Annotated in this window: 15 protein-coding genes; 9 read left to right on the forward strand and 6 right to left on the reverse strand. The window is 64.0% G+C overall.

Annotated elements, in window-relative coordinates:
• Nucleotides 1–12 precede the first annotated feature (12 nt).
• From lpxK to WNB94_RS00385, 3 genes are read right to left on the reverse strand one after another with little or no spacing between them, the layout of a single operon-like run.
• A complete protein-coding gene (gene lpxK, locus WNB94_RS00375) occupies nt 13–1,182 on the reverse strand; it encodes a tetraacyldisaccharide 4'-kinase (protein WP_445819006.1) in 1,170 nt (389 codons plus the stop codon).
• The gene (locus tag WNB94_RS00380; RefSeq protein WP_341389886.1) at nt 1,142–1,576 is read right to left on the reverse strand and encodes an ExbD/TolR family protein; all 435 of its coding nucleotides are present in this window, start codon (nt 1,574–1,576) and stop codon (nt 1,142–1,144) included. The genes lpxK and WNB94_RS00380 overlap by 41 nt, the downstream gene beginning before the upstream one ends.
• A 40-nt stretch (nt 1,577–1,616) precedes the next feature.
• A complete protein-coding gene (locus WNB94_RS00385; RefSeq protein WP_341387610.1) occupies nt 1,617–2,252 on the reverse strand; it encodes a MotA/TolQ/ExbB proton channel family protein in 636 nt (211 codons plus the stop codon).
• Between the two features lie 356 nt (nt 2,253–2,608).
• On the opposite strand from WNB94_RS00385, the gene xseA reads away from it, so the two are divergent.
• The 7 genes from xseA to zapE all read left to right on the forward strand — a co-directional run bounded on the left by xseA (nt 2,609) and on the right by zapE (nt 12,257).
• Nucleotides 2,609–3,919, forward strand: coding sequence for an exodeoxyribonuclease VII large subunit (xseA, locus tag WNB94_RS00390; RefSeq protein WP_341387612.1), 1,311 nt, complete (start codon nt 2,609–2,611; stop codon nt 3,917–3,919).
• A gap of 106 nt (nt 3,920–4,025) precedes the next feature.
• Nucleotides 4,026–4,607, forward strand: coding sequence for a superoxide dismutase [Fe] (gene sodB, locus WNB94_RS00395; protein WP_341387614.1), 582 nt, complete (start codon nt 4,026–4,028; stop codon nt 4,605–4,607).
• 305 nt (nt 4,608–4,912) lie between these two features.
• Nucleotides 4,913–7,771 (forward strand): 2-oxoglutarate dehydrogenase E1 component, encoded by a 2,859-nt coding sequence (locus WNB94_RS00400; RefSeq protein ID WP_341389887.1) that lies wholly within the window; start codon nt 4,913–4,915, stop codon nt 7,769–7,771.
• A 103-nt stretch (nt 7,772–7,874) separates the two neighbouring features.
• On the forward strand, nt 7,875–9,155 hold the full coding sequence (gene odhB / locus WNB94_RS00405) for a 2-oxoglutarate dehydrogenase complex dihydrolipoyllysine-residue succinyltransferase (RefSeq protein ID WP_341387615.1): 1,281 nt from the start codon (nt 7,875–7,877) through the stop codon (nt 9,153–9,155).
• Nucleotides 9,156–9,225: 70 nt separating this feature from the next.
• The gene (locus WNB94_RS00410) at nt 9,226–9,567 is read left to right on the forward strand and encodes a PspC domain-containing protein (protein WP_341387616.1); all 342 of its coding nucleotides are present in this window, start codon (nt 9,226–9,228) and stop codon (nt 9,565–9,567) included.
• Nucleotides 9,568–9,587: 20 nt separating this feature from the next.
• On the forward strand, nt 9,588–11,027 hold the full coding sequence (gene lpdA, locus WNB94_RS00415; protein WP_341387617.1) for a dihydrolipoyl dehydrogenase: 1,440 nt from the start codon (nt 9,588–9,590) through the stop codon (nt 11,025–11,027).
• Nucleotides 11,028–11,144: 117 nt separating this feature from the next.
• Nucleotides 11,145–12,257 (forward strand): cell division protein ZapE, encoded by a 1,113-nt coding sequence (zapE, locus tag WNB94_RS00420; RefSeq protein ID WP_341387619.1) that lies wholly within the window; start codon nt 11,145–11,147, stop codon nt 12,255–12,257.
• 4 nt (nt 12,258–12,261) lie between these two features.
• On the opposite strand, the gene WNB94_RS00425 is transcribed toward zapE, so the two are convergent.
• A complete protein-coding gene (locus WNB94_RS00425; RefSeq protein ID WP_341387620.1) occupies nt 12,262–13,026 on the reverse strand; it encodes a PP2C family protein-serine/threonine phosphatase in 765 nt (254 codons plus the stop codon).
• Nucleotides 13,027–13,128: 102 nt separating this feature from the next.
• Here WNB94_RS00425 and WNB94_RS00430 point away from each other — a divergent pair, with 102 nt between their 5' ends.
• A complete protein-coding gene (locus tag WNB94_RS00430; protein WP_341387622.1) occupies nt 13,129–13,332 on the forward strand; it encodes a YdcH family protein in 204 nt (67 codons plus the stop codon).
• 7 nt (nt 13,333–13,339) lie between these two features.
• Here the strand turns inward: WNB94_RS00430 and WNB94_RS00435 are convergent, their stop codons facing one another.
• Together WNB94_RS00435 and map are read right to left on the reverse strand one after the other, a co-directional pair.
• Nucleotides 13,340–15,931 carry a [protein-PII] uridylyltransferase gene (locus WNB94_RS00435; protein WP_341387623.1) on the reverse strand — a complete coding sequence of 864 codons (2,592 nt, stop codon included), beginning with the start codon at nt 15,929–15,931 and terminating at the stop codon, nt 13,340–13,342.
• A 44-nt stretch (nt 15,932–15,975) separates the two neighbouring features.
• The gene (gene map, locus WNB94_RS00440) at nt 15,976–16,809 is read right to left on the reverse strand and encodes a type I methionyl aminopeptidase (RefSeq protein WP_341387625.1); all 834 of its coding nucleotides are present in this window, start codon (nt 16,807–16,809) and stop codon (nt 15,976–15,978) included.
• A 165-nt stretch (nt 16,810–16,974) separates the two neighbouring features.
• Between map and purL the strand changes: the two genes are divergently transcribed.
• A complete protein-coding gene (gene purL, locus WNB94_RS00445) occupies nt 16,975–21,024 on the forward strand; it encodes a phosphoribosylformylglycinamidine synthase (protein ID WP_341389890.1) in 4,050 nt (1,349 codons plus the stop codon).
• The last annotated feature ends 9 nt before the right edge of the window (nt 21,025–21,033 follow it).

Consider the following 21,033-nt stretch of genomic DNA (forward strand, 5'->3'; position numbering starts at 1 on the left):
TGAATCGGCAGCTCAGGCGGATGGCCGCGCCTTGATGAGGGCGAGGGCGGCATCCAGTTCATGCCAGAAGTCGGGCACTGGTTGGAAGTCTAAGCCGATCACCCAGATGCGTGTGTTGGGACGCTCACGCGCGCAGCGTGCGGGGTCCAGTTTGACGGCGTCTTTTTCGGTGATCAGGAGGTCTCGTACCGCGGCTGGCCATGCCAGCGGACCTTGCAGGCTGGCGTGGTCTGCCAGCGGCAAGGGCGTGAACGCCCAACCCTGCTGGCGCAACGCCCTGAAAAATCGCTCCGGGTGTGCCACGCCGGCCATGGCCCAGCACTGATCGGGTCGTGTGGCGCTGGGCACTGGTGGCGTGATGTGGGCCAGGTCGGCACCGTGTTTGTGGTCGTGGTTGTGGCTGTGCTTGTGGTCGTGCCAACTGGACAGCGCCACCGGCAGACCCAAGGCGCTGGTGCTGGCGTGACCTGGCAAATCCGTGCTGGCACGGGGGGCGTTGTACAGCACCACCGGCGCGGCCACCAAGCCCGGCAGGGGGCGCAGATTGATGGGCTCGCGCAGTGGGCCGGCCGGCAGCAGCCAGCCGTTGCCAGCCCCTCGCTCGTCAAACACAATGACTTCGATGTCGCGCTGCAGACGCAGGTGCTGCAGGCCGTCGTCACACACCAAAATATCGATGTCGGGATGTTGCTGCAGCAGCGCCCTCCCGCCGGCCACCCGGTCGCTGGCGATGGCCATGGGCACGCGCTGTCGCCGCCAGATGAGCACGGGTTCATCACCCGTCTGGCAGGCGTCCGGGGGCTTGCCGTCGGCCCGAACGAGCAGCGGTGATTCAGGCCTTGGGCGCTGCGCGGCGCCATAACCCCGGCTGAGCACCCCGGGGTGCCAGCCATGTGCCTTCAGGTGAGCCAGGATGGCCAGGGTGGCGGGCGTCTTGCCTGCACCGCCCGCAATGCGGTTGCCCACCACCAACACGGGCACTGGCAAGCGGTGCCTGCTGAGCAGTCCATGCCGGTAGGCCTGGCGGCGCAAAGTCACCACCGTCAGCATCAGCCAGGAGATGGGCCTCAAGGCCCAGGCCAGCGCACCGCGCTTCAACCAGGCCTGCTGCAGCACGTGGGCCAGCGCGGTCACGATGGTCTCAGGGCGCGGTGCGGGCCTCGGCCTGCCCTTGCGTGGCAAAGGTCAGTTGAGACAAGCCGGCGCGTCGGGCGGCGTCCATCACGTTGATGACGCTTTGGTGGGAGGCCGCAGCATCGGCATTGATCACCACCACCAGGTTGTTGCGTCCTGCGGCGGCGCGCTGCAATCCGGCGGCCAACAACTCAACGCTGCGCCCCTCGACGAACTGCTGGTTCACGACGTAACGACCATCAGAGGTGACGGTGACCACGACCTCTTGAGGCCTGGTTTGCGCCTGCCGGGCGTTGGCCGAGGGCAGGTTGATGGGCAGTTCGGTGTACTTGGTGTAGGTGGTGTTGAGCACCAGAAAGATCAGGATGACCAACAAGACGTCAATGAACGGGATCAGGTTGATCTCGGGTTCTTCCAGCGCCGGGCGCTTGCGGAAATTCATGGCCATGGGCTGCTCCTGTCTGCGTGCCTGCTGGCGGTGCTCAGCGACGACCGCCGGTGAGCTTGAGCAGATGGGGCACCATGCGCTCGGCAGCCTGCTCCAGGGTGAGGGTGTAGGCCTCCACCTTGGCCCTGAAGTGCCGGTAGAACATCAGCGCCGGAATGGCCACGATCAGACCGAAGGCGGTGTTGTACAGGGCGATGGAGATGCCATGGGCCAGCTGCGTGGGGTCGGTGCCGCCCCCGGTGCCCCCGCCCGACGCGCCGAAGATCTCGATCATGCCGATCACCGTGCCCAGCAGCCCCATCATGGGCGCTGCGCTGGCGATGGTGCCCAAGGCGTTCAGGTAGTGCTCCATGGCATGGACGGCGTCACGCCCGGCCGATTCGAGCGCCTGTCGCAAACGGGCCTCAGGTGCCCGCGGCTCGTTGGCTGCCACCTTGAACCCTTCGGCCAGCACGCGACCCAGCAAGGAGTTGTCGGCCAGCTTCTGGATGGTGTCGTTGGTTGGCAAGTGGCTTTTGGTCACGCCGATCACTTCATCGACCAGCGTCGGCGGTGCAATTCGGGCCACGCGCAGGCTCAGCCAACGTTCAACGATCAGGGCCAGCGCCACGATGGACGCCAGCAGCAGCGGAATGATGGGCCAGCCGGCAGCTTGTAAGATCGACAGCAAAAGAGTACCCCCTCAGGCCTGGGTCGCAGTGGAAAGGAACGCGGCTGATTATGCGGGTGAATGCATGTGCCGCCGGCGGGGCGTCACCCTGAGGCCACGGCTTGACCTGCGACGCCAAGGTATCCACCGAAGCTGTGGATAACTTTGTGGGCAAGCTTGGGACGGGGGCCGAAGACGCCCGTTCTGTCGGGCTTCTGCTTGCTTTGCTTCATTTTTGAGCACTATTTTTTTCTTTTAAATCAAACACTTAACACAATTTGACGTATTCATGACAGCCTTTGTGGGGTGCTTGGGGGTGTGTGGCAAATTGTGGATGTTCCAGGTGGTGGGCGTGGAGGTTGGTGTGAGGTGCACACGTGCAATTGACGGTTGAAACTGGCGGGCGGCCCCGTGTCTGGACCGTGTCGGGTTTGGTTCATGCCATCGCTGATGCGCTGCAGGTGCGCTTTGCCAGTGTGGCGGTTCGTGGCGAGATCAGCGGGTTCACGCGGGCCGCCAGCGGGCACGCCTACTTCACGCTCAAGGATGACCGGGGTGCGGCCACATTGAGGTGCGCCATGTTCCGCCGAGCCTATGCGGCGGCCACGCAGGGCGGGTTTGTGCCGCGTGATGGCCAGTTGGTGGAGGCCGTGGGGCAGGTGGCCGTGTATGAGGCGCGTGGCGAGTTGCAACTCGTTGTCGAACGCTTGCAGCCGGCGGGCGATGGCGCGTGGTACGAGCAGTTCTTGCGCCTGAAGGCCCGGCTGGAGGCCGATGGACTGTTTGATCCTGCGCGCAAGCGCGCATTGCCGGCTTACCCGCAGCGGGTGGCGGTGGTCACTTCTGTCGCGGCGGCGGCCCTGCAGGACGTGCTGAAGGTGTTGGCGCGCCGCGCTCCTCACGTCGAAGTCTGTGTGGCGCCCTGCATGGTGCAGGGCGCTGAGGCCCCGCCCCAGATCGTGGCGGCCCTGAACCAGGTGCAGGCGCTGCACCACAGCGGCGTGCACATCGATGCGGTGATTCTTTGTCGCGGTGGCGGCAGCATGGAAGACCTGTGGGCCTTCAATGACGAGCGGGTGGTGCGCGCCGTCGCAGCCTGTACCTTGCCCGTGGTGTGTGGGGTGGGGCATGAAACCGATGTGACCTTGTCAGACTTTGCGGCCGATCTGCGCGCGCCGACGCCATCGGTGGCCGCTGAACTGGTGTGCCGCGATGCGGCCGAGTCGTCGAGCGCGCTCGACGGCCTGGCCTGGCAGTTGCAAATCCGCAGCCGACGCTTGCTGGACAGCCACGCTCAGCGACTTGATCGCGCCGCATCCCGTTTGACGCGGCCCGGTGCGCTGCTGGCCCGTGACCGCACCAGGCTGGCCTCGCTGGAGGCGGCACTGCGCAGCCACTGGCCTGCCAGGCAGGCGCATGCCCATGCCACGCTGGCGCAATGGCAGCACCGCTTGTCCGTTGCGGTGCCTGCTCGCTGCCGGCATGACGACGCCCGGCTGCGCGGCTTGGAGGCCGCGCTCAATGCGCTGTCGCCGCAGCGGGTGCTTGATCGGGGGTATGCCTGGCTGAGCACGCCCTCGGGCCACGTGATTGCCTCCGTGAGCGATGTGCAGCCCGGCGAGGCGGTGCAGGCCCGTCTTGCCGATGGGGTGTTGCAACTGAACGTCGAGTCAGGCAAGCCTGTGTGAAGCCCCTGCCCCCGGGTGGGCTCTGCAGTGCGCCCCGTGCAAGGCCCGGGTGCGTGCCTACAATGCACCGTTCGTTGTTTTGTCCAACCACTTTCAGGAAACCAACATGGCACACACGCTTCCCCCACTGCCGTATGCCCAAGACGCCCTGGCGCCGCACATCAGCAAGGAAACCTTCGAGTTCCACTATGGCAAGCACCATCAGGCCTATGTCACCAACCTGAACAACCTGATTCCCGGCACCGAGTTCGAGAGCCTGTCGCTGGAAGACATCATCAAGAAGTCCAGCGGTGGCGTGTACAACAACGCTGCCCAGGTGTGGAACCACACCTTCTTCTGGAGCTGCATGAAGCCCAACGGCGGTGGCGCACCCTCTGGCAAGCTGGCCGATGCCATCAACGCCAAGTTCGGCAGCTACGATGCCTTCAAGGAAGCCTTCACCAAGTCGGCCGTGGGCAACTTCGGCTCGGGCTGGACCTTCCTGGTCAAGAAGGCCGATGGCTCGGTCGACATCGTCAACATGGGCCCGGCCGGCACCCCGCTGACCACCGGCGACACCCCGCTGCTGACCATCGACGTGTGGGAGCATGCTTACTACATCGACTACCGCAACGCCCGCCCCAAGTTCGTGGAAACGTTCCTCAGCAGCCTGGTGAACTGGGAATTTGCAGAGAAGAACTTCGGCTGATCCTTCAGCGAAGGGTGCAAAAAGCCGGGCGATGCCCGGCTTTTTTGTTGCGAACGTGTCATCTTTCGCGCGTCCAATCAAGGGCTTGGTGGCGCCAGTTCGGCGCGCCAAGAGAGAAATTCACGCAGCCTGTCCTTGCGCCGGTGTTTCGGTGTTAAAGTGCGGCCTTGATGTAACGGCCCTTTCCGCCGACCTGTTGATTTCGGTCACCAGGCACGTCGCAATCCGCTAACCGGTCAAGCCGTGTCGCGGAAGGTTGATCAACCAGCCAACAACCCGGCAGACCCGGGAGTGAGGTGAGCGAAATGATGCAGCAGTTCAGGTCGAACTCGTACCTGTTCGGGGGCAACGCCCCATACGTTGAAGAGTTGTACGAGGCTTACCTCGACAATCCGGGCTCGGTGCCAGACAACTGGCGCGCCTACTTCGACGCCCTCCAGAACGTTCCCGCCGCCGATGGCACGCAGAGCCGAGATGTTGCTCACGCGCCGGTCGTCGAGTCGTTTGCGCAACGCGCCAAAGCCAATGCGTTTCAGGTCAAGACCAGTTCGGCCGACCTGGATGTGGCGCGCAAGCAAGTGCACGTTCAGTCCTTGATCGCTGCTTATCGTTTCCTTGGCTCCCGCTGGGCAGACCTTGACCCGCTCAAGCGTCAGGAACGCCCCAAGATCCCTGAACTTGAGCCCTCGTTTTATGGCCTGAACGAGTCCGACATGGACATGACGTTCAGCGCCACGAACACCTACTTCACCAAGTCCGAGCACATGACCCTGCGGGAGATCGTGCAGGCCTTGCGTGAAACGTACTGCGGCAGCATCGGTGCCGAGTACATGCACATCACCGATCCGGCTGAAAAACGCTGGTGGCAAGAGCGCCTGGAAAGCATTCGCTCCAAGCCAACCTTTTCAGCCGAGAAGAAAAAGCACATCCTTGAGCGTCTGACCGCTGCGGAAGGCCTTGAGCGTTTCCTGCACACCAAGTACGTGGGGCAGAAGCGTTTTTCGCTTGAAGGTGGTGAGAGCTTCATTGCGTCGATGGACGAGCTGATCCAGCGCGGCGGCGAGCGCGGTGTGCAGGAAATCGTGATCGGCATGGCCCACCGTGGCCGCCTCAACGTGCTGGTCAACACCCTGGGCAAGCAGCCCAAGGACCTCTTCTCCGAGTTCGAGCACACCGCACCCGAGCAACTGGCCTCGGGTGACGTGAAGTACCACCAGGGCTTTTCCTCCGACGTGTCCACGCCTGGCGGCCCGGTGCACCTGTCGCTGTCGTTCAACCCATCGCACCTCGAAATCGTCAACCCGGTGGTTGAAGGTTCGGTTCGTGCGCGACAAGACCGACGGGGTGACGCCGAAGGCGACCAGGTGCTCCCCATCGTCGTGCACGGCGACGCCGCCTTTGCAGGCCAGGGCGTGGTGATGGAAACGCTGGCACTGGCCCAGACCCGTGGCTACTACACGGGCGGCACGGTGCACATCGTCATCAACAACCAGATCGGGTTCACCACCTCCGACCCGCGCGACAGCCGCTCCACCTTGTACTGCACCGACGTGGTCAAGATGATCGAGGCGCCTGTGCTGCACGTCAACGGCGACGATCCGGAGGCCGTGGTGCTGTCCACGCAACTGGCGCTGGACTACCGCCAGGAGTTCAACAAGGATGTGGTGGTGGACATCGTCTGCTTCCGCAAGCTGGGCCACAACGAGCAGGACACGCCTGCCATGACCCAGCCCCTGATGTACAAGAAAATTGCCAAGCACCCCGGCACCCGCAAGGTGTACGCCGATCGCCTGGTGGCCGGCGGCAGCATGTCGGCAGACACGCCCGACGCGCTGGTGAAGGCCTACCGCGAGGCCATGGAGGCAGGGCGCCACACGGTCGACCCGGTGCTGACCAATTTCAAGAGCAAGTACGCGGTTGACTGGACACCCTACCTGGGCAAGAAGTGGACCGATGCCGCTGACACGGCGGTGCCACTGGCCGAGTTCCGTCGACTGGCCGAGCGCATCACCACCATCCCTGACAGCTTCAAGCTGCATCCCCTGGTGCAAAAGGTCATTGACGACCGTGCGGCCATGGGCCGAGGCGAGGTCAACATCGACTGGGGCATGGGCGAACACATGGCGTTCGCGTCCCTGGTGTCCTCGGGCTATCCGGTGCGACTGTCTGGTGAAGACTGTGGTCGCGGCACGTTCACGCACCGCCACGCGGTCTTGCACGACCAGAACCGCGAGAAGTACGACGAGGGCTTTTACGTGCCTTTGCAGCACGTGGCCGAGAACCAGGCACCGTTCGTGGTGATCGACTCCATCCTCTCTGAAGAGGCGGTGTTGGGTTTTGAGTACGGTTATGCCGGCTCTGATCCCAACAGCCTGGTGATCTGGGAGGCGCAGTTCGGTGATTTCGTCAACGGCGCGCAGGTGGTGATCGACCAGTTCATCGCATCGGGCGAAGTGAAGTGGGGGCGTGCCAACGGCCTGACGTTGATGCTGCCCCACGGCTACGAAGGGCAGGGCCCCGAGCACAGCTCGGCGCGTCTGGAGCGCTTCATGCAGTTGGCCGCCGACAACAACATGCAGATCGTGCAGCCCACCACGGCCAGCCAGATCTTCCATGTGCTGCGTCGTCAGATGGTGCGCATGTTCCGCAAGCCGCTGGTGATCATGACGCCGAAGTCCCTGCTGCGACACAAGGACGCCACGTCGCCGCTGTCCGAGTTCACGCGCGGTGAGTTCCGCACCGTGATCAGCGAACACGACGACTCCATCCAGGCCAGCAAGGTCAAGCGCATCATCTGCTGCTCTGGCAAGGTCTATTACGACCTGGTCAAGAAGCGCACCGAGAAGAAGTCGGACGATGTGGTGATCCTGCGCGTCGAACAGCTCTATCCGTTCCCGCACAAGGCCTTTGCCGCCGAGATCAAGAAGTACCCCAACGCGACAGACCTGGTGTGGTGCCAGGATGAGCCGCAAAACCAGGGGGCCTGGTTCTTTGTGCAGCACTACATCCACGAGAACATGGCAGAGGGCCAGCGCCTGGGTTACGCCGGTCGTCCGGCCTCGGCCTCGCCCGCTGTGGGGTATGCGCACTTGCACATCGAGCAGCAAAAAGCGCTGCTGGATCAGGCGTTTGCCAAGCTCAAGGGTTTCGTTCTCACCAAGTAAGGCACAAGGCGACGCCGGCGGGTGTTGCCTGGGTCAGCGCGGGTCCACAGGGCCGCTGACCGGCAACCGCCCCGCCTGGTGAGCGCGAATGGAGATACATATCATGGCAATCATCGACGTCAAGGTTCCCCAACTTTCCGAGTCCGTGGCCGAGGCCACCTTGCTCCAGTGGAAAAAACGTCCCGGCGAGGCTGTCGCTGTGGATGAAATCATCATCGAGATCGAAACCGACAAGGTGGTGCTCGAAGTGCCGGCGCCTTCTGCCGGGGTCATGTGCCAGATCATCAAGAATGATGGCGACACGGTGGTCAGCGATGAAATCATCGCCCGCATCGACACCGAAGGCCAGGAGGCCGTGAGCCCCTTGCCCTTGAAGGCCATCGAGCCTGCACCGGCGGCGGCCCCGGCGGCCGCACCCGCGGCAGCCACGGGCGGAGCGAAATCGGATGTGGCCATGCCGGCGGCGTCCAAGCTCATGGCCGACAACGGCCTGACGGCCGCACAAGTGACCGGCACCGGCAAAGATGGCCGCATCACCAAGGGCGATGTGCTGGCCGCTGTGCAAAGTGGCGCCAAACCTGCGGCAGCCCCCGCGCCTGCGGCGGGCTCCAGCATCCCCACGGGGGTGCCGTCCAGCAGCCTGCCAGCGGTCAATGCGCCCATGCCCCGTGTGAACCTGGGCGAACGCCCCGAGCAGCGCGTGCCCATGAGCCGTCTGCGTGCCCGCGTGGCCGAGCGCCTGCTGCAGTCGCAAGCCACCAACGCCATCCTGACCACGTTCAATGAAGTGAACATGGCGCCCGTGATGGAGATGCGCAAGAAGTTCCAGGAAAAGTTCGAGAAGGAGCACGGTGTCAAGCTGGGCTTCATGAGCTTCTTCGTCAAGGCTGCGGTGCATGCGCTCAAGAAGTATCCGGTGATCAATGCCTCGGTGGATGGCAACGACATCGTGTACCACGGTTACTTCGACATCGGTGTGGCCGTGGGCTCGCCGCGTGGTCTGGTCGTGCCCGTGCTGCGCAATGCAGATCAAATGACCTTCTCGGAAATCGAAAAGAAGATCGCCGAGTTTGGCGTGAAGGCCCGTGACGGCAAGCTGGGCATTGAAGAGATGACCGGCGGCACGTTCTCGATCTCCAACGGTGGCGTGTTCGGCTCGATGCTGTCCACCCCCATCATCAACCCGCCTCAATCGGCGATCCTCGGTGTGCACGCCACCAAGGACCGTGCCGTGGTGGAAAACGGTCAGATCGTGATCCGCCCGATCAACTACCTGGCCATGTCGTACGACCACCGCATCATCGACGGCCGCGAAGCCGTTCTGGGGCTGGTGGCCATGAAGGAAGCGCTGGAAGACCCGGCGCGCCTGCTGTTCGATATCTGACGAGTTTTGCGGCCGGGCGGGCCCCACAAGGGCCCGCTCCGGACCTGCATCCCTGACGGAGACCTTGCCCATGTCCCTGGCCGATGAACTGGAACGCCTGGCCGCCCTGCGTGAACGCGGTGTGCTCAGCGATGACGAGTTTGCTCGTCTGAAGGTGCAGTTGATCGAGCAGGGGGCGGTGCGTCCGCTCGATCCCAACCGCTCCGACCTGGCCGTGAACCGGCTGCGCCGATCGCGCAGCGACCGCTGGCTGGGCGGCGTGTGTGGTGGCCTGGCCGAGCAGACCTCGCTGGAATCCTGGGTCTGGCGGCTGGCCTTTGCGGGCCTGTTCCTGTTTTGGGGTGCCGGTCTACTGTTTTACATCCTGCTGTGGATTTTCGTCCCTGACGAGTCATCCCCGGCACAACCTTGACCTCACAAAGGCAGGCAAGCATGTCCCAACAATTTGACGTGGTCGTCATCGGCGCCGGTCCCGGCGGTTACATCGCAGCCATTCGCGCAGCCCAGTTGGGCTTCAAGGTGGCCTGCATCGACGAGTGGAAGAACGCAAAGGGTGGTCCTGCCCCCGGAGGCACCTGCACCAACGTCGGCTGCATCCCGTCGAAGGCGCTGCTGCAGTCGTCCGAGCACTATGAGCAAGCCGCCCACCACTTCGTGGACCATGGCATCACCGTGGAAGGCTTGTCGATTGACGTGAACAAGATGGTGGCCCGCAAGGACACCGTCGTGAAGCAGAACAACGACGGCATCCTGTACCTGTTCAAGAAGAACAAGGTGACCTTCTTCCACGGGCGTGGTTCGTTTGCCAAGGCCGCTGAGGGTGCTTACGAGATCGCCGTGACGGGCGACAAGCCTGACACGCTCGTGGCCAAGCACGTGGTGGTGGCCACGGGCTCGAGCGCACGCCAGCTGGCGGGTGCCGAGTTCGATGAGAAGTTCATCCTCTCCAACGAGGGAGCCCTTGCCCTGACCGAGACGCCCAAGAAGCTGGGCGTGATCGGCTCGGGCGTGATCGGGCTGGAAATGGGCTCGGTGTGGCGCCGCCTGGGCGCCGAGGTGACCGTGCTGGAAGCCATGCCCACCTTCCTGGCCGCTGTGGACGAGCAGGTGGCCAAGGAGGCCCAGAAGCTGTTCACCAAGCAAGGCCTGAAGCTGCAGTTGGGCGTGAAGATTGGCGACATCAAGGTCACGAAGCGGGGCAAGGCCACGGGCGTGAGCGTGGCCTACACCGACGCGGCTGGCGCCGCCCAGTCGCTGGACGTGGACAAGCTGATCGTGTCGATTGGCCGGGTGCCCAACACGCAGGGCCTGAGCGCCGAGAGCGTGGGCCTGAAGCTGGACGAACGCGGCGCCATCGTGGTGGACGACGACTGCAAGACCAACCTGCCCAATGTGTGGGCGGTGGGTGATGTGGTGCGTGGCCCCATGCTGGCCCACAAGGCTGAAGAAGAAGGCGTGGCCGTGGCCGAGCGCATCGCTGGTCAACACGGACACGTCGATTTCAATCTCATCCCCTGGGTGATTTACACCAGCCCGGAGATCGCCTGGGTCGGCAAAACCGAACAGGCGCTGAAAGCGGAGGGCCGGCCCTACAAGGCCGGTTCCTTCCCCTTCATTGCCAACGGGCGTGCCCGTGCGCTGGGTGACACCACCGGCTTCGTCAAGTTCATCGCCGACGAGAAGACGGACGAGATTCTGGGCGTGCACATCATCGGCCCCTTTGCCAGCGAGCTGATCGCCGAGGCCTGCGTGGCCATGGCGTTCAAGGCCAGCGCCGAAGACATCGCGCGCATCTGCCACGCCCACCCCAGTCTGAGCGAGTCGACCAAAGAGGCCGCACTGGCTGTGGACAAGCGGACGCTGAACTTCTGAATGGTGCAGACCACGCGATAATCACCGCACCTGAGCACAGGTGTGATCGAGCAAGGGGCGGCTGAGCTGCCCCTTTTGCTTGATGCGCCCGGATCACCTCTTCAAACCCGCGTCATCATGCCCGCCTACACGCAATCCGTCACCCAACTCTATGAGCAGAGCCTGGCCGAGCGGGGCTACAAGGCCGATGATGCCCAGCGCAAGGGCATCGCAGCCCTGCAACGCTGCCAGGACGAGTGGGCCAACTACAAGGCCAAGCGCAGCAACGCCTTGACCAAGATGCTGCGCTATCCCGACCTGCCCAAGGGCGTGTACATGTACGGTGGGGTGGGGCGGGGCAAGAGCTTCATCATGGACTGCTTCTACAACGCCGTCCCGCTGGAGCGCAAAACCCGCTTGCACTTTCACGAGTTCATGCGCGAGGTGCACCGTCAGTTGCACGAACTGAAAGGCCAGCAAGACCCGCTGGAAGTGCTGGCCAAGCGCATGTCGCGCAAGCACCGCCTGATCTGCTTTGACGAGTTTCACGTGGCCGACGTGACGGACGCCATGATCCTCTACAAGCTGCTGGACGCGATGTTTCGCAACCGCATGAGCATCGTCACCACGTCGAACTTCCACCCCGACGGGCTGTACCCCAACGGACTGCACCGCGACCGCATCCTGCCGGCCATCGAGCTGTTGAAGAGCCAGCTGGAGGTGATCAATGTGGACAGTGGCACCGACTACCGCCGCCGCACGCTGGAGCTGGCCCGCCTGTACCTGACCCCGCTGAATGATCAGACCGATGCCGAGATGGGCGCCATCTTCGACCAACTGGCCGAATCGGCCGATGAAGAGCCGGCCCTGAACATCGAGCACCGGGTGTTGCAGGCCCGCCGTCGTGCGGGTGGTGTGGTGTGGTTTGACTTTCAAACCTTGTGTGGCGGTCCGCGCTCACAGAACGACTATCTGGAGCTGGCGTCGCGCTTTCACACGGTGATGCTGAGCAACGTGCCCCACATGCCGGTGCGCCTGGCATCAGAAGCGCGACGCTTCACCTGGCTGGTGGATGTGATGTACGACCGCCGCTGCAAGCTGGTGGTGTCGGCCGAGGTGCCGCCCGAGGCGCTCTACACCGAAGGGCCCATGTCACATGAGTTTCCGCGCACGGTGTCGCGCCTCAACGAGATGCAATCGAAGGAATACCTCAGCGAAGAGCGCCGCGTGGTGGACACCTCGCTGACCTGAAACCTCAGGCCAGGGCCTCGACACGCACCAGGGCCAGTGACAGGTTGTCACCACCCCCACGGGCGCGGTGCCGGGCTTTGGTGACCAGCATTTCTGCCGCTTCACGTGGCGGCAAGGTGTGCACGATGGCCCCCAGTTCTTTGGGCGTGAAGTAGTGCCACAGCCCGTCCGAGCACACCAGCAAGGTGTCGCCCACCTCCAGATGCCCAATGCGGTGGATGGGGCAGGGGGGCTCTGTCTGAGCCCCCAGGCAGGCCGTCAGCAGGTTGGACTGCGGGTGGACATTGGCCTCTTCTTCGGTGATCTGGCCCTCTTCTACCAGCTTCTGCACAAAAGAATGGTCGATGGTGCGATGGGCCAGGTCCGGGCCGTTGAAGTGATACACCCGGGTGTCGCCCACGTGCACCACGTAGGCCGAGCGATCCGGGTTGACGATGAACGCGCCGATGGTGCTGTGAGGCTCTTCTTCGAACGCCATCGCCGTCAGCCGGATCATGAGGTGGCTCTCATTGACCAGTTGATCCAGTGTGTGATCGGTCGGGTCCTGGGTGGGCACGTAGCGCTCGAACACCTGACGCGCCGTCAGGATGACCTGATCGGCCGCCTTGCGACCACCGCTTTTGCCCCCCATGCCATCGGCAACGACCGCCATCAGGCACCCATTGAAACGGCCGTGGGTGAGCACCACCACCTGATCTTGCTGGTAAAGCCGATCGCCCCGGTGAATGCCGGTGGCTGCAACCAGTCGAAATGGTGTGGTGTCGAACATCTGAAAACTATAATCGTGAAAGTGCACGCCGCCTCGGGTTGTTCTCTTCAGGAGATCCCCACGTTCGGGCGGATGTGATCAGGTTCGTTGCTTTTTCTGTTCATGCAAGACAATCTGCACTCTCCCCAGCGGCGCCTGATCGAACTGCGCATGGAACATGCCGATCTCGACAGCCTCATCGACCGTGCCGCCGAGCACGCCCCGTTGGACGAGCTGACATTGCGCCGTCTGAAAAAACGCCGCCTTTCGCTGCGAGATCAAATCAGGCGCCTGGAGCTCATGCTGGACCCCAAAGAGCCGGCATGACCACCGCTCACGCGGTCAGCGTGTCCAGCAATTCGCGCTCGATGACCAGTTGAGCCTTGTCCTGTCTCAGGGTGGGGCCGGTGACCAGGAAGGTGTCCTCCACGCGTTCGCCCAGGGTGCTGACCTTGGCCAGTTGCACGCTGATCTGGTGTTTGGCCAGGACGCGCGCGATCCCATAGAGCAAGCCCGATCGGTCGCTGGCGGACACGGTCAACAGCCAGCGTTGTGCGCGCTCATCGGGCCGCAGGCTGACACGGGGCGTGACCGGAAAAGACCTCACCCGGCGCGACAGTCGCCCCTTGGTGGGCTCGTGCAGGTCGTCGGCAGACGAGACCGCCTGTGACAACTGCGTTTCCACCAGTGCAATCATGTCCCGGTAGTGAACGCCCTCGAAGGCGTGGTTCTCGCCTGACATGATCTGGAAGGTGTCCAGGGCATACCCGCCGGCCGTGGTGTGCACGCGGGCATCCTGAATGCTGAAGCCCGTGCGGTCGAAATAGCCGCAGATGCGGGCGAAGAGGTCGGCCTGGTCCGGGGCATACACGAGCACCTGCAGCCCTTCACCCACCGGTGACAGGCGCGCGGCCACCACGGGCGTGCTGGTGTCGACAAAGCGCCAGAGCATCCGTGTGTGCCAGGCGATGTCTTGCGCGTCGTGCCGTGCAAAGTACCGCATGTCCAGGGTCTGCCACAGCGCCTGCTCGACGCCAGCGGGCAGAAAGTGCAGGGCCAGGGTGTGTCGGGCTTGCTGTTTGCGGGCCTCGATCTCGGCGTCCATGTGAGGCCGGGCGCCCCCCAAGGCACGCAGGGTGAGCTTGTACAGGTCTTCCAGCAGCTTGCCTTTCCAGGCGTTCCACACCTTCGGGCTGGTGCCGCGGATGTCGGCCACGGTCAGCAAGTACAGCGCCGTGAGCGCGCGCTCATTGCCCACGCGTCGCGCAAAGGCCTGGATCACGTCGGGGTCGGACAGGTCTTCTTTCTGTGCCACCCGGGACATGGTGAGGTGCTCGGCCACCAGGAACTCGACCAGCCGGGCATCGTCGCCCGTGACCTGGTGTTCCTTGCAGAACCGGCGCACCTCTTGTTCACCCAGCACGGAATGGTCTCCACCCCGTCCTTTGGCCACGTCATGAAACAGCGCGGCGATGTAGAGCAGCCAGGGTTTGTCGAATTCCGCGGCCAGTTGGGTACAAAACGGGTATTCGTGACCGTGTTCAGGAATGAAGAAGCGGCGCACATTGCGCAGCACCATGAGGATGTGCTGGTCCACGGTGTACACGTGGAAGAGGTCGTGCTGCATCTGGCCGACGATGCGCCTAAAAACCCACAGGTAGCGCCCCAGCACCGACGTCTGGTTCATCAGGCGAAACAGTCGCGTCTGGCCCTTGGGGGCCTGCAGGATGGCCATGAAGGTGGCCTGATTGACGGGATCCTTGCGGAACGCCCCGTCCATCACGTTGCGGGCGTTGTACAGCGCACGCATGGTTCGCGCCGACAGGCCCTTGAGCGTGTCATCGTCTTGCAGCACCCGAAAGGCCTGCAGGATGGTGTGAGGCTGCTGGATGAACAGGTCATCGCGGCCGACCTCCAGGAATCCACCACGGTCGAAGAACGGGCCGTCCAGCGGACGCATCGGTGCGTTCTGTGACCCACGGATGCGTTCCTCCAGATTGAAAATGAGGATGTGGTTGAGCTGCGTGACCGCTTTGGCCGCCCAGTAGTACCGCCGCATCAGCACTTCGCTGGCCCGCAGGGCCGGCGTGTTGGCGTAGCCAAACGATTCGGCCACGGCTGTTTGCAAATCGAACACAAGCCGGTCTTCACGGCGCCCGGCCACCAGGTGGAGGCGGGCGCGGATGAGCTTGAGCGTGCCTTCGTTGCGCTGCAACTGGCGGGCTTCAAATGGCGTGAGCAGGCCATTGCGAGCCATTTCGTGCCATGTGCGGCCCTGGCGGGCGGCCCTCGCCAGCCACAGCACCACCTGCAGGTCGCGCAATCCGCCGGGGCTTTCCTTGCAGTTGGGCTCCAGCGAGTAGGGGGTGTCTTCGTACTTTGTGTGCCGCTGGCGCATCTCCAGCATCTTGGCCGTCATGAAGGCGGGCACATCCAGGTGCTCGAAGGTTTCGCGTTCGAGTTCGTCAAAGCGAGAACGCGAGCCGCACAGGTAGCGGGCTTCGAGCAAGGCGGTTTGAACCGTGACGTCTCGGCGGGCTTCTTCGCCGCACTCTTCAACGGTGCGCACGCTGGAGCCGATTTCCAGCCCGATGTCCCAGCAGGCGGTGATGAAGCCTTCAATGCAGGGCGCCAGGCTTTCATCGCCCGTCACGGACGGTGACACTGGCAAAAGCACCAGCACATCGATGTCGGAGTGTGGAAACAGCTCGCCGCGACCGTAGCCACCGACGGCCACCAGCGCGGCACCATCGGGCGGGCTCACGCCACTCCAAAGCTGTGTCAGGGTTCGGTCGACCAGGCGCGCCATGCGGGTGAGCAGCCGGCTGGCCGAGGCCGTGGTGGGGCGATTGTCTTGAAACTGCGACAACAACTCGGCCTTGCCGGCCCTGAATTCGTTGCGCAGGGAGGTGATGTCAAACGACATGAGTGGGTACTGCCAATCGGCCCATCGTGACCAGTGGTCCTGCCTCAGGCAGGGGTGAGTGCGCGCACGAAGTCCGGCGGCGTGGGGCTGCCCTCAGACAAGGTCAGCACCTCGTAACCGGTCTCTGTGACCAGCACCGTGTGCTCCCATTGTGCAGACAGCGACCGGTCTTTGGTGACGATGGTCCAGCCATCGTAGGGTTGGCCGCCTTTGCGCCCTTCCTTGATGTCCCGTTTGCCCAGGTTGATCATGGGCTCGATGGTGAAGATCATGCCCGGCACCAGCTCCAGCCCGGTGCCCGGGCGGCCGTAATGCAGGATCTGTGGGTCTTCGTGGAAGCGTTGGCCGATGCCGTGGCCGCAGTACTCGCGCACCACCGAATAGCCGGCGTTTTCGGCAAAGGTCTGGATGGCGTGACCGATGTCGCCCAGGCGCGCGCCCGGTTTGACCTTGACGATGCCCTTCCACATCGACTCGTAAGTGACGCGGCACAGACGTTCGGCCGCAATCGATGCCTTGCCGATCAGGAACATGCGGCTGTTGTCGCCGTACCAACCGTCTTTGATCACGGTGACATCGATGTTGATGATGTCGCCAGACTTCAGGGGGGTGTCATTGGGCACGCCATGGCAAACCACGTCATTGACCGAGGTGCACAAGGACGCCGGGTAGGGCACATGCCCTGGGGGTTGGTAGTTCAGCGTGGCCGATGTGGTGCCTTGCACATTGACCATGTAGTCATGTGCCAGCCGGTCGATTTCCTTGGTGGTGATGCCAGGTTGAATGAACGGAGTCAGGTAATCCAGCACTTCCGAGGCCAATCGACAGGCCACACGCATGGCGTCAATCTCGGCGCCTGATTTGATCGTGATGCTCATAGACCCCGGATTATCCGCAAATCGGGCCCTGCCAGCGCCCTTCATGGCTTTGAGGGGGGCGATGAACCATCGTTTTCCCTGCCGCGACCGGTAAAATCTCTGTTTTACCAGCCGCAGCCTGCTGTGACCGCTTCCACGCCCAACGGTACCCCCACCCCCACTGCGATGTCCACCCTGATCCATTTCGAGGGCGGCAACGCCCTGGCACCTCACCAGACCACCGCCTTGCTGAGCAAGCTGCAGGCCATTCAGCCCAAGATCGGCGCGATTCACGCCCGTTTTGTGCACTGGGTGGCCTTGGACCAGCCCCTGGCGGTTGGGCAAATGGACAAGCTGGCTGCCTTGCTGACCTACGGCGATGCCTACGACGGCGCCACCGAAGGCGAACTCTTGGTGGTGGCCCCTCGCCTGGGCACCGTGTCTCCCTGGGCCTCCAAAGCCACCGACATCGCCCACAACTGTGGACTGGCTGTCCGTCGCGTTGAGCGGGTGGTGGAGTACCGGGTGGTGCTGAAGTCGGGTGTCATCGATGGTTTGATCGGCAGTCTGACCGGCAGCGGCCCCAAGGGCCTGACCGAGACGGAGCGCACCGCCATCGCTGCGCTGCTGCACGACCGCATGACCGAAAGCGTGCTGGCCAGCCGCGACGAAGCCCGCCACCTGTTCGACGAAAAGCAGGGCGCCCCCATGGCGCACGTGGATGTGTTGGGCCAAGGGCGCGCCGCGCTGGAAGCCGCCAACACCGAGTTCGGCCTGGCCTTGTCGGATGATGAAATCGACTACCTGGTCAACGCCTTCACGGGCCTGAAGCGCAACCCGACCGACGTCGAGCTGATGATGTTCGCGCAGGCGAACTCCGAGCACTGCCGCCACAAGATCTTCAACGCCAAGTTCACCATCGACGGACAGGAACAAGACCTGTCGATGTTCGGCATGATCCGCAACACCGAGAAGCTGAGCCCCCAGCACACGGTGGTGGCTTATTCAGACAACGCCTCGGTGATGGAAGGCCATCAGATCGAGCGCTGGATGCCGGCCGGCTACACCAACGCGCCGCAGTACCAGGCCCGCGACGAGCTGGCCCATGTGCTGATGAAGGTCGAGACCCACAACCACCCGACGGCGATCTCGCCTTTCCCGGGGGCTTCGACCGGCGCGGGCGGCGAGATCCGCGACGAAGGCGCCACGGGTCGTGGCTCGCGCCCCAAGTCGGGCCTGACCGGTTTCTCGGTGTCCAACCTGCACCTGCCCGGCACCAACGAACCCTGGGAGCAACACCCCGTCGGCAAGCCCGAGCACATCGCCAGCCCGCTGCAGATCATGGTCGAAGGCCCGCTGGGTGGCGCGGCCTTCAACAACGAGTTCGGCCGCGCCAATTTGGGCGGCTACTTCCGCGTGTTCGATCAGACCGTGGGCGAAGGCGCTGGCGCCATCCGCCGTGGCTACCACAAGCCCATCATGATCGCCGGGGGCATCGGCACCATCAGCGCCGAGCAGACCAAGAAGATCGTGTTCGGCGCGGGCACGCTGCTGATTCAGTTGGGCGGCCCGGGCATGCGCATCGGCATGGCGGGTGCGGCCGCGTCGTCGATGGCGGCGGGCACCAACTCTGCCGCACTGGACTTTGATTCGGTGCAGCGTGGCAACCCCGAAATCGAGCGCCGCGCACAAGAGGTCATCAACCACTGCTGGGGCCTGGGCGCCAACAACCCCATCCTGGCCATTCACGACGTGGGCGCGGGCGGCATCTCCAACGCCTTCCCTGAGTTGGTGGACGGCGCGGGCAAGGGCGCACGGTTTGACCTGAGCAAGGTGCCGCTGGAAGAGTCCGGCATGGCCCCGAAAGAAATCTGGTGCAACGAGAGCCAGGAGCGCTACGTGCTGGCCATCGCACCTGAGAGCCTGCCCATCTTCACGGCCATGTGCGAGCGCGAGCGCTGCCCCTTCGGCGTGATCGGCACCGCCACCGAGGCGCTGGAGCTGGTGCTGGAAGACACCACGAAGCCCGAGGCCGACAAGGCCGTGGACATGCCCATGGAGGTGTTGTTGGGCAAGCCGCCCAAGATGCACCGCGTGGTCGAGCGCGTGCAGTGGGACGGCGGCCAGCTGGACCTGACGGGTGTGCAGCTCGACAAGGTAGCCTTTGACGTGCTGCGCCACCCGACGGTGGCCAGCAAGCGCTTTTTGATCACCATCGGTGACCGCACGGTGGGTGGCCTCAACAGCCGCGACCAGATGGTGGGCCCCTGGCAGGTGCCGGTGGCCGACGTGGCCGTGACCCTGGCCGACTACCAGGGCTTTGCTGGCGAAGCCATGGCCATGGGCGAGCGCACGCCGCTGGCCTCGGTCAACGCGCCCGCCTCGGGCCGCATGGCCGTGGGCGAAGCCATCACCAACCTGCTGGCCGCGCCCATCGAGCTGCCGCGCGTGAAGCTGTCGGCCAACTGGATGGCGGCCTGCGGTGAAAAGGGCGAAGACGCCGCGCTGTACGACACGGTCAAGGCCGTGGGTATGGAGCTGTGCCCGGCGCTGGGCATCTCCATCCCGGTGGGCAAGGATTCGCTGTCGATGCGCACCAAGTGGTCTGACAACGGTGTGACCAAGCAGGTGACGGCGCCGGTGTCGTTGATCGTCACATCGTTTGCCTCGATTTCGGATGTGCGCGGCACGCTGACGCCTCAACTGGTGACCACCGAGAACGGCCAGCCGCTGGACACCAGCCTGATCCTGATCGATCTGGGCCAAGGCCAAAAGCGCATGGCCGGCTCGATGCTGGCCCAGGTGCTGGGCCAGTTCGGCAACGAGGTGCCCGATGTCGATTCACCGGCCATGCTGAAGGCCACGGTGGAGGCTGTGAACGCCTTGCGGGCCCAGGGCAAGCTGCTGGCCTATCACGACCGTGGTGACGGCGGCCTGTGGGCCACGGTGTGCGAAATGGCCTTTGCGGGCCACACGGGCGTGGCCATCAATGTGGACATGCTGGTGACCGAAGGCGCAGGCATTGACGACAGCCGTGCCGAGTACGGTGACTCGAAGAACTGGGCTGGCCAGGTGAGCGAGCGCCGCAATGAGCTGACCCTGCGCGCGCTGTTCAACGAGGAGCTGGGCGTGGTGCTGCAGGTGCGCACGGCCGAGCGCAACGAGGTGATGCAGACCCTGCGCGAGCATGGCCTGAGCGCACACAGCCACGTGATCGGCAAGCCCATCCTGACGGGTGCGGGCAAGCACGAAGTGCAGGTGTGGCGCGATGCGAAGGACATCTTCAAGGCCCCGCTGCAGCAACTGCACCAGACCTGGGACGAGGTGAGCTGGCGCATCGCCCAGCTGCGCGACAACCCGGCCTGCGCCGACAGCGAACACGCCGCCATCGGCGATGTGGCCAACACCGGGCTGCACGTGTCGCTGAGCTTCGATCCGCTGGAAGACGTGGCCGCGCCGTTCATCCACAAGGCTCGCCCCAAGGTGGCCATCCTGCGCGAGCAGGGCGTGAACTCGCACGTGGAAATGGCCTACGCCATGCACCTGGGCGGCTTCGACACCTTCGACGTGCACATGAGCGACCTGATCGCTGGCCGCGCCCGCCTGGACCAGTTCCAGGGTTTCGTGGCCTGCGGTGGCTTCAGCTACGGTGACACCCTGGGTGCTGGCGAAGGCTGGGCCCGCTCGGTGCTGTTCAACCCGCAGCTGGCCGAGCAGTTCGCTGCCTTCATGCAGCGTGGCGACACCTTCGGCCTGGGCGTGTGCAACGGCTGCCAGATGCTGGCTGCACTCAGCCCGATCATCCCGGGTGCCGAGCACTGGCCGAAGTTCACCACCAACCAGAGCACGCGATTCGAGGCCCGCTTGAGCCAAGTCGAGGTGCTGGAGAGCCCGTCGATCTTCTTTGCGGGCATGGCCGGCAGCCGCATGCCGATCGCCGTGTCACACGGTGAGGGCTTTGCCAACTTCTCGCAGCGCGGGGACGCTGCCAAGGTGCACCGCGCGGTGCGCTTCGTGGATCACACGGGCGCGCCCACCGAGGTGTATCCGTTCAACCCGAACGGCTCGCCCGAAGGCCTGACCGGCGTGACGACGCCCGATGGCCGCTTCACGGCGATGATGCCGCACCCCGAGCGCGTGTTCCGCAACATCCAGATGAGCTGGACGAGCGGCGACAAGAGCGGCCCCAGCCCCTGGCTGCGCATGTTCCACAACGCACGCAAGTGGGTTGGCTGATCGCCTGCT

It is taken from the genome of Aquabacterium sp. A3 (assembly GCF_038069945.1).
In the GTDB taxonomy this organism is placed as follows: Bacteria; Pseudomonadota; Gammaproteobacteria; order Burkholderiales; family Burkholderiaceae_C; genus Aquabacterium.

Excerpts from the sequence above, each read along its gene's own strand:
- purL (WP_341389890.1), top strand. The coding sequence starts at position 16,975 with ATGTCCACCCTGATCCATTTCGAGGGCGGCAACGCCCTGGCACCTCAC.
- WNB94_RS00410 (WP_341387616.1), top strand. The coding sequence starts at position 9,226 with ATGTCCCTGGCCGATGAACTGGAACGCCTGGCCGCCCTGCGTGAACGC.
- odhB (WP_341387615.1), top strand. The coding sequence starts at position 7,875 with ATGGCAATCATCGACGTCAAGGTTCCCCAACTTTCCGAGTCCGTGGCC.
- lpdA (WP_341387617.1), top strand. The coding sequence starts at position 9,588 with ATGTCCCAACAATTTGACGTGGTCGTCATCGGCGCCGGTCCCGGCGGT.
- WNB94_RS00430 (WP_341387622.1), top strand. The coding sequence starts at position 13,129 with ATGCAAGACAATCTGCACTCTCCCCAGCGGCGCCTGATCGAACTGCGC.
- WNB94_RS00425 (WP_341387620.1), bottom strand. The coding sequence starts at position 13,026 with ATGTTCGACACCACACCATTTCGACTGGTTGCAGCCACCGGCATTCAC.
- zapE (WP_341387619.1), top strand. The coding sequence starts at position 11,145 with ATGCCCGCCTACACGCAATCCGTCACCCAACTCTATGAGCAGAGCCTG.
- sodB (WP_341387614.1), top strand. The coding sequence starts at position 4,026 with ATGGCACACACGCTTCCCCCACTGCCGTATGCCCAAGACGCCCTGGCG.
- WNB94_RS00435 (WP_341387623.1), bottom strand. The coding sequence starts at position 15,931 with ATGTCGTTTGACATCACCTCCCTGCGCAACGAATTCAGGGCCGGCAAG.
- map (WP_341387625.1), bottom strand. The coding sequence starts at position 16,809 with ATGAGCATCACGATCAAATCAGGCGCCGAGATTGACGCCATGCGTGTG.
- WNB94_RS00380 (WP_341389886.1), bottom strand. The coding sequence starts at position 1,576 with ATGAATTTCCGCAAGCGCCCGGCGCTGGAAGAACCCGAGATCAACCTG.
- WNB94_RS00400 (WP_341389887.1), top strand. The coding sequence starts at position 4,913 with ATGATGCAGCAGTTCAGGTCGAACTCGTACCTGTTCGGGGGCAACGCC.